This window comes from Vibrio nereis NBRC 15637 (genome assembly GCF_001591105.1).
Lineage (GTDB): Bacteria > Pseudomonadota > Gammaproteobacteria > Enterobacterales > Vibrionaceae > Vibrio > Vibrio nereis.
This window is the reverse complement of sequence record NZ_BCUD01000034.1, coordinates 1-7,926: the sequence shown is the minus strand read 5'-3', so window position 1 is coordinate 7,926 and position 7,926 is coordinate 1. Positions and strand designations below refer to the sequence as shown.

The window sequence follows — 7,926 nt, the reverse complement described above, 5'->3', positions numbered from 1 at the left end:
GGCGCTTGGCTATACTTGAGCGAAGCGAAACTGCCAAGCGTTGCGAATCACTCTTAAATGCTTTGTTATGTTCAAAATGGTATGTCGAAATCTAAATCTGACTGTTGTTCTAAGGTTTTTAGCTCTTCTTCGATAAAGACGATAAAGCTCCAACTTTTATCAACTAGCTCTCGGATGGACTCAGCACCAATAACTAAGGGGTTCCCATCCTTATCATAACCAGCACGATGAACACAGTGATGCCTTGTACTTACAGCTTGGAATAACCACTTTATTTCACCAAAATCTACGCTCAACACTTCCTTGTACATGGGCTTAACTTTCTTAAGGTCATGGAATATCAAGTCTTTTAAGTACTTCGCTACTGTTTGCTTTAATTGGTTTTGTTTTTGAAATATTTCTTTAAGAGTGAATTTTTGCTGTGAAAACGTAGGATCAGTTTCTACTAGCTTTTGTATAAAATCACTATTGTTAGTGACCTTATGTATAAACGTTGATGCAAGATATGCCTCAACTGCGGCAACAACATGACCATGTAGCATTACATGCAAGCTAAAAGCTTGTTCTTCGGAAACTTCCGCTTCAAGAAGACCTTTTACGTTCTCTATTTGGCGTTCGAATACAGAAAACTGTTTGGAACTTTCAATAAACCAATCGAGATCGTCTTCACCTAAATCAGGATAATAAGGGACTGAATAATTTACATCGATTTCACCATTATCAATGCTACATTCAGCATATGAGAATGAGTTAGTTATGTAAGCCTCATACATATCACCGCACTTCTCACACTCAATTTCTTCCCAATGTTCACTGGTACTATCACGAGATTTTTCTGCCATGAAATCAGGATCAGGAACATATACAGTCGCTTCTATATGATGAGAGCATCTACACCCAAAGCTAATATCCATAAATAGACTCAAATTTTTCTCCTTTGAACATAACGCCCTGTTAAGGGGTGAGCAACGCAATACCAAAGCCGCCGCATACCACCTTAAACACTAAAACCAACGCATAGTGAAAATGCCACGCGTTGCGAATCCCTCTTGAACAGTTTGTTATGTGCGTGCTAATTGAGGTACTTTTGCCAATGTTGCTGCCCTGTCAAAACCACTCTGTAATCTTCGTAGTCCAATGAACTATAGAGCTTTTTAGCTGCAACATTATCATCACCGACCTCTAGTGTGATTTTGAGGTAATCATTATCACGACAATACTGTTCGATACCGTTCAGTTGCGCCTTGCCAACACCTTTACCACGAAAGTTGTCCGACACCATAAAATCATGGATATTCATTACTCTTTGGGCACGATAAGTTGAGAACGATTCAAAGCAAACCGCAAAACCAGCAGGCTTATTGTCGAAAAAACTGATAAATCCGTGGAAATAAGGCAACGCAAATAGCTGAGCAATTACTGAGAGATCTAGTTCAACTGAGGATCCAGATAAATACTCTTTGAACAGAGTCTCGAATATACTTTTGTCCTCAATGCTTTCTGTTTCGATACGTCTGATTGTGATTTCCATATTCATTTCCACTAAAGCACATAACGCCGCATTAAGTGGTGAGCAACGCCTGCTACCCAACCTAAATCATTGTGCCGTAAACACTAAAGTTAATTCAAACCGAAAATACCAAGCGTTGGGAATCCGTCTTAAATGCTTTGTTATAACTACATTTTCCTCAATGGTTGACATGCTAATAAAAAGAAGCAAACCGCAAATGTACTCCCTGCTGCCGCCAAATAATTGAGCTCCCCATAGTTTACCAGTAAAGACATAACTGTAGGGGCGATAAAGATCACCATATATATGAACAGCCTCACTGGTTTTAGTTCTTGTGAACAATTCTTACATATTATGTTCTTATCAAGGTTTATAGTTAACTTGGCACCAATCGAAATGGGGGCACTACAATTTGGACATTTAAACATATGCATTCTCACCGAGTCTCAATGTAATACCAAGTTAGCCATGTAGATCGAGCTGTGCAAAGAGCTTGGAAGATAATTCGATGGAGTTCAAACCTGACGGTAGTTATAACGCCCTGTTAAGGTGTGAGCAACGCAATACTGATGCCGCCGCAATCACCTTAAACACTAAACTCAACGCATAGTAAAAATGCCACGCGTTGCGAATCACTCTTAAACAGATTGTTATGCTGTACAAACCTCCATCACACCACATCAATCAGTTGTAAAGTCATGAATAATATGAATAATCCAGCTCACACCTAATCAAACCATGATTCTATTTATGAACAATATCGATCTTAGCTTTATTGAGCGCATTTTGCGCTTATTCTTTCCAAAATATAGGGCCGATAAAGCCTTAATTAGTGCGGGCACATTGCTATTAATTGCGGCCAATGCGGCACAATGGGCATTTTTGGCTAGCATAAACCTAGAAAATGCTACTATTCAGGCGAACTCCGTAGACAGCAGTCCGATAATACCTAATATCGTAGGAATTATGCTCATTGCTGCTGGAGTATTTTTATATGTCAAGAAAGAAGCCTCTCCACATTGTGATTTTGAAGAGTTGTATAGCGAAGATAAGCCATTAAGAAAGCAACGGCTTTTCAATAAAGTATATGGCGTTAAAGCTCCAGTTAGCTTAATAAACTTTATTCTTAGTCACGATAATGGTGAAGAGATCATTGAAAAGTACAAATCTTGTGACTATTCCGTGAATTTTCAAGATGGTATTTTTACGGAAGCATTTGAATTGGAGAAACGATATTGGAGGTTACTAATTAGTTTGATTCTGATTGCTATTGCATTCGTATGTTCTATTTTTAATTTCGCGGTAGGCAACTCCCAAGATGCCCTCAGTGCACTAATGTTTATACTAACTCTACTTCCTATTTCGTACGTATTTTTTCAAGAAAACGCTCGTAAATTCAGTCAAAAATGGCTAATTGAACTCACCTCAGAAAAAAAGAAGCAGGACGAAGAGCAGACTAAGTAGAGTTGCACTTTGAACCGGAAGTTTGCCAAATAGCCGGTAGCAATTTGGCAAACTTCCAGATTAAAGAGCAGCATAACGCCGCGTTAAGGGGCAGCAACGCGATATTACTAAACTTCCATTGACCACCATAAACACAGATACCAAAATTTGAGCCAAACTCACCACGCGTTTACTGTCCCTCTTAAACGCCTTGTTAGGTAATTACTGCACCGCGCTTGATGTCCACCCGATCGCTAACCTTGAATTGGTCAAACAAATCTAGCAATGCATCGATACCATTTTCAAACTTATACATTAATTCACCTTTATAGATTGGCACTACCGTTAAAAAGGCTGTGTTTTCTGAATCGGACTCTTTTCTAAGCACATAAGAAGATTCTCCCAGCGTTAATGAAGGTAACAACGTGCATGCACAGAAACCCGTATTTGGGGAATAGTTAGTTAGGCTATTTTCACTTTCTGAATTTGCAATAGTATGGCCAAAACCAAACCATATATTATTGTGATGAACGTAGCGAGCAAGATCTTTAAGCAATCTAATTGGCCAATAATGATTTTCATCATAAAAAGACATTTTGTCTAATGGCCACCCTTTAGGGAGAATAATTATTAACTCCATATATCGGGGCTCATCACTGTCTTCTGGCATCACCATAGGCTTTGCACTCATGCCCATTGTCACTAATACTTCGTACCGTCTAAAAAGCGACGACTTAACATGGCAAATATCTATATGGAGATCATCCGAAACTATCTCATGGAATATTTGATGTATTGACCCTATATTTTTACTAATATGATCAGATATCGCTTCTAAATCTATATGTTTTGTCATAATCATCCTTGTTACCTAACGCCCGCTTAAGTGGTGAGCAACGCAATACCGATACCGCTGCATACCACCTTAATCACTAAAATCAACGCACAGTAGAAATGCCACGCGTTGCGAATCCGTCTTGAAGCGTTTGTTATATTTAGCCCTAAATGCTACTCAACATCACTCTCACTAGGCTCACGAGATGGACGATTTCGGCGACGATCTGCTCTCAATGCACGGTATTCGAGATCTTTGCTTTCCATTTCTTGCTCATGCTTTACCATAGTATTTCTGTACTCTTTCTCAATAGTGTGGAGACTAGAAAGATAATCGAAGTAATACTGTAAAAGCTGTTTTTTTAACTCGGGCTCTTGTGTTTCTTTTATCTGCTCTTCATAAAAATCAAGCGCCTGCTCTTCGTGAGGCAACAAATCAAATTGCATATTAAATTCCCTTACAGCTAGAGTTAGTATTACCGCAGTTTTATATTGTTTTTTCTGCTTGCACAACAGAAAATTTGTACAGTATTTTAAAAAACCTCCGATAAATATAACGCCGCATTAAGGTGTGAGCGACGCTTGGCTATACTTGAGCGAAGCGAAACTGCCAAGCGTTGCGAATCACTCTTAAATGCTTTGTTAGCTGGTATATAGTGACTGACATTTTTGTGGTATAGTTCTCGATTACGTTAGTTACTACTGTATAAAAAAACAGCATTAGTCTATCGTCTTAGTACTAAAATTTAAGAGTTAGCAATCGACATGACAAGAAATTTCGTATCACTATTCAGTGGAGCAATGGGGCTAGACCTAGGCATTGAACAAGCTGGTTTTGAAGCTGCTGTGTGCGTAGAGATAGACAAAGCAGCTATTAAGACCATTAAGAAAAATCGCCCAAACCTACCCGTGATTGAAAAAAGTGTCGCAGAAGTATCTGGGGATGAAGTTAAAAACATCACAGGTATTGATGAAATCGACCTACTCGCTGGTGGTCCTCCGTGCCAAGCTTTCAGTGTCTTTGGTAACCGTTTAGGTATAGAAGACGCTAGAGGGCAATTGATTTTTGAATACTTAAGATTGGTAGAAGAACTCAAACCTAAAGTGTTTATTATGGAGAACGTTAGAGGATTGATGTCTATGTCTATTGTTCCAAACTCAAAGAAAACTAAAGAAAGTGACATTGATCCAAGCTATCTTGAGAAAGGCTCTTTATTGAACAAAGTTATCAATGATTTCAATGAAATAGGCTATCACGTAGATTGCTTCGTTGTTAATTCAGCAAACTACGGCGCACCTCAGATACGTGAGCGTGTAATCCTAATCGGTAACAGGTACGGTCATAAAGCAGACTTTCCTCAACCCACTTTTAGTAATCGCCCTGAAGACAACTTACCTCCATTTAAAACCCTCGGTGATGCCATCGGCCCTGGAAGCAATTTTATCGACCCTTGCCCTGAGGTAATGAACTTTTCACCAAGAAAACTTAAGTATTTAGCGCTAGTCCCTGAAGGTGGAAACTGGAGAAGTATGCCAGAAGACATTCAGAAGGAGTCTATGGGTAAAAGTTGGTACCTAAAAGGTGGTCGTAGTGCATACTGGAGAAAGTTATCTTACGCCTTCCCATCTCCGACTGTAGTGACCATGCCGAACCATGCAGGAACAAGCATGTGCCACCCTAAAGAACTTAGAGCTATTAGTGTCGGTGAAGCAGCAGCAATTCAGGAGTTTCCTCTTAACTGGGACTTTCAAGGTACTACAACTCAAAAATTCCGACAGATTGGAAACGCAGTACCTATACGCTTAGGTAAAGTTGCAGCGGAAACAGCGAAGAGAATACTTGAAAAAATAGAGCAAAGCGTGCCGCCTGAGTTTACACACCCTTCTAGGACTGAAGAACATATCAGACCTCATATTAGAACGAGAACTTTCTTTAAGAATGGTAAAGCTTTTAATGGTGACACCTCATACTATCAAGCAGAAGAAAGTAAATCATCCGAGCAAGGTGAGTTGTTTTCTTAACTCAAACTGAGTTGATCTAGATAGAATGAAGAGGAGCCTTGCTCCTCTTCATTCTGTTTTTTTAACCATTAATCATCTTTAATAGTTTTTTCCAATCTGCATCACCATTCTCATCCAATACGGTTTTATTATATTTATCAACAACATGAAGTTTAAACTCATCGATTAGTTTCTTGTTGGTTTGCTTGATATCAGCTTCGATCACTGCTTCCTCAATAGCTTCAATCACCCAATACTGCGTGTCGCTCTCACCATCATTAAGCCATGCCCAAAATTCATGTCCAGCATAAACTTGAACATGTTCAGTAAGATCAACAACATCGTGGTTTGCTCCAGTGTTGATTCCTCTTAAAATCCTATACTTATCTGTAAGATCCGAGTTTTGACCATAAAAAACTCCCACCACGATACTGTCGAATTTATCAGAATGGTGCGAAAGTATGTCGTTAAAAGAATGGTTTAACTGGACTGCCATTGTTAGCTGAATAGTCCATTTCCCTGCTTTTAGTGACAGCAGTTCTACATCACCGTTCTCACGTTTAACGATATGATCGATCTCATCAAAGCAAGATTGGTTATACGGTGGATTTTGTTCTCTGAATTTTTTATCTAACTTTTGAGCACCAAAAACGTTCGGTAGAATTTTCTCATCAATTAACTTACCAAACCCAGTATCATGCCCTGTCATTAAATGTTTGGAGATAATCATTTCGACAACTTCATCGAAATTCTGTAGAGAATGGTACTCGAAAAGAAATGGCATCATGAACGGGTTTATAGACATTGTGTCAGACATCAATTCTGTAAGCTTCTTCTGTCTCTGCTCTATCCACCAGTTTGTCCACTTCTTTACTTCAAGCTTTACGTCTTCCTTTTTCATGCTTATTTCTCTAAAAGCATGAATTCTAACTCAAAACTATAAGTTTCATACTAATTTAATACTTGAATGACTTTTTTTTGAAGCGGTAGTCACGAATTATACCTGCTAACGCCTTGTTAAGGTGTGAGGCACGCAATACCAAAGCCTCAGCATACCACCTTAACCGCTAAAACCGACGCATAGTAAAAATGCCACGCGTGCCGAATCACTCTTGAACAACTTGTTAGGTTTTGGGCTTATTCTCCCAATGACCCCCAATCTGTTAGATTTAATTGCTTACGTCTAATGTAGTAGAAGGTTGCCATAATAAAGCCAAACAAAGTGCCAGCAAGTAACGAGATGAAAACGGCTTCTAAAACTGGTTTACCTAGCTCGTTCCACACGAAAAACCATTGAAAGATCCCCCATACAGGAGCAAAGAAAGTCACACAAAGCATCACGTTTGCAAAATAACTTTGGTAATAAGGTGGCGGAAAACACATTCCAAGTTTACGTAACCACTTTACAATTGGTGGATTGTAGTTCGACTTCCAAACGCCTTTATCATTTAACTCTTTGTGAGCAAGTCGTAGCTTCGCTTCATAATCCATGATCTAAAATCCTCGAATTCGATGTTTCCCGCGGAGAAACCTAACGCCCAATTAAGGGGTGAACAACGCTACCACCCAAACCTAAAACATTGCACCGTAACCACTAAATTCGAAGTAGAAGCAAAAATGCCGAGCGTTGTGAATCCCTCTTAAATTGCTTGTTAGGCTAATTTTGCCCACGGCCCTTGATTAAGTTCCTGCCCTTTTCGTAAACAAAATGCAGTGTGATACCAACAACTACAAACAGCGAAAAGTCGATAAGAGCTAGTTTCAAGCTGAATGGATCGGAAAATAAATTATAGGTGAACCCCATTTGAGACCCTATAACTTTAGACAGAACCACGGTAGCTATACACAGTAATATATTCATTTATTTCCCGCAGAATTAATGATTCGGTGGCACTTCATACCAATATTACTTTCGCTTATTTTTCAAGCAAACCTACGGTTCTCGATTTTCTTTGAAATGAGGGTGTAATTCTAATTTCAACCGGTTAGCCTAACGCCGCGTTAAGGGGCAGCAACGCGCTACCACCAAACTTCAATTTACCACCTTAAACACAAATACCAAGATTTGAGCCAAACTCGCCACGCGTTGACTGTCCCTCTTGAACGCTTTGTTATGTTGCTGTTCTAAAGTACAATCG

The 7,926-nt window shown here is 39.3% G+C and carries 8 protein-coding genes; 2 read left to right on the top strand and 6 right to left on the bottom strand.

The window, feature by feature from the left end; all coding sequences use genetic code 11:
• Positions 1–71: 71 nt before the first annotated feature.
• Positions 72–926: a hypothetical protein gene (locus VNE01S_RS18340; protein ID WP_053397270.1), complete on the bottom strand. Its 855-nt coding sequence runs from the start codon at positions 924–926 to the stop codon at positions 72–74.
• A 146-nt stretch (positions 927–1,072) separates the two neighbouring features.
• Positions 1,073–1,531, bottom strand: a complete 459-nt coding sequence (locus VNE01S_RS18335) for a GNAT family N-acetyltransferase (protein WP_053397271.1) — start codon at positions 1,529–1,531, stop codon at positions 1,073–1,075.
• A gap of 729 nt (positions 1,532–2,260) precedes the next feature.
• Between VNE01S_RS18335 and VNE01S_RS18330 the strand changes: the two genes are divergently transcribed.
• On the top strand, positions 2,261–2,974 hold the full coding sequence (locus VNE01S_RS18330; RefSeq protein WP_156309924.1) for a hypothetical protein: 714 nt from the start codon (positions 2,261–2,263) through the stop codon (positions 2,972–2,974).
• A 193-nt stretch (positions 2,975–3,167) separates the two neighbouring features.
• Here the strand turns inward: VNE01S_RS18330 and VNE01S_RS18325 are convergent, their stop codons facing one another.
• Positions 3,168–3,809 (bottom strand): suppressor of fused domain protein, encoded by a 642-nt coding sequence (locus VNE01S_RS18325; protein WP_156309925.1) that lies wholly within the window; start codon positions 3,807–3,809, stop codon positions 3,168–3,170.
• A 152-nt stretch (positions 3,810–3,961) separates the two neighbouring features.
• Positions 3,962–4,234: a hypothetical protein gene (locus VNE01S_RS18320; protein WP_053397274.1), complete on the bottom strand. Its 273-nt coding sequence runs from the start codon at positions 4,232–4,234 to the stop codon at positions 3,962–3,964.
• 318 nt (positions 4,235–4,552) lie between these two features.
• Here VNE01S_RS18320 and VNE01S_RS18315 point away from each other — a divergent pair, with 318 nt between their 5' ends.
• Entirely contained in the window at positions 4,553–5,809 is a 1,257-nt protein-coding gene (locus VNE01S_RS18315) for a DNA cytosine methyltransferase (RefSeq protein WP_082331752.1), read from the top strand.
• A 61-nt stretch (positions 5,810–5,870) separates the two neighbouring features.
• Here the strand turns inward: VNE01S_RS18315 and VNE01S_RS18310 are convergent, their stop codons facing one another.
• Together VNE01S_RS18310 and VNE01S_RS18305 are read right to left on the bottom strand one after the other, a co-directional pair.
• Complete coding sequence (locus tag VNE01S_RS18310) at positions 5,871–6,689, bottom strand: PDDEXK family nuclease (protein ID WP_198387115.1); 819 nt, start codon at positions 6,687–6,689, stop codon at positions 5,871–5,873.
• Between the two features lie 236 nt (positions 6,690–6,925).
• Entirely contained in the window at positions 6,926–7,279 is a 354-nt protein-coding gene (locus VNE01S_RS18305) for a DUF6404 family protein (RefSeq protein WP_042765268.1), read from the bottom strand.
• Between the last annotated feature and the right edge of the window lie 647 nt (positions 7,280–7,926).

Coding starts and splice junctions, on each gene's coding strand:
- VNE01S_RS18325 (WP_156309925.1), bottom strand. CDS start 3,809: ATGACAAAACATATAGATTTAGAAGCGATATCTGATCATATTAGTAAA.
- VNE01S_RS18330 (WP_156309924.1), top strand. CDS start 2,261: ATGAACAATATCGATCTTAGCTTTATTGAGCGCATTTTGCGCTTATTC.
- VNE01S_RS18335 (WP_053397271.1), bottom strand. CDS start 1,531: ATGGAAATCACAATCAGACGTATCGAAACAGAAAGCATTGAGGACAAA.
- VNE01S_RS18305 (WP_042765268.1), bottom strand. CDS start 7,279: ATGGATTATGAAGCGAAGCTACGACTTGCTCACAAAGAGTTAAATGAT.
- VNE01S_RS18310 (WP_198387115.1), bottom strand. CDS start 6,689: ATGAAAAAGGAAGACGTAAAGCTTGAAGTAAAGAAGTGGACAAACTGG.
- VNE01S_RS18315 (WP_082331752.1), top strand. CDS start 4,553: ATGACAAGAAATTTCGTATCACTATTCAGTGGAGCAATGGGGCTAGAC.
- VNE01S_RS18320 (WP_053397274.1), bottom strand. CDS start 4,234: ATGCAATTTGATTTGTTGCCTCACGAAGAGCAGGCGCTTGATTTTTAT.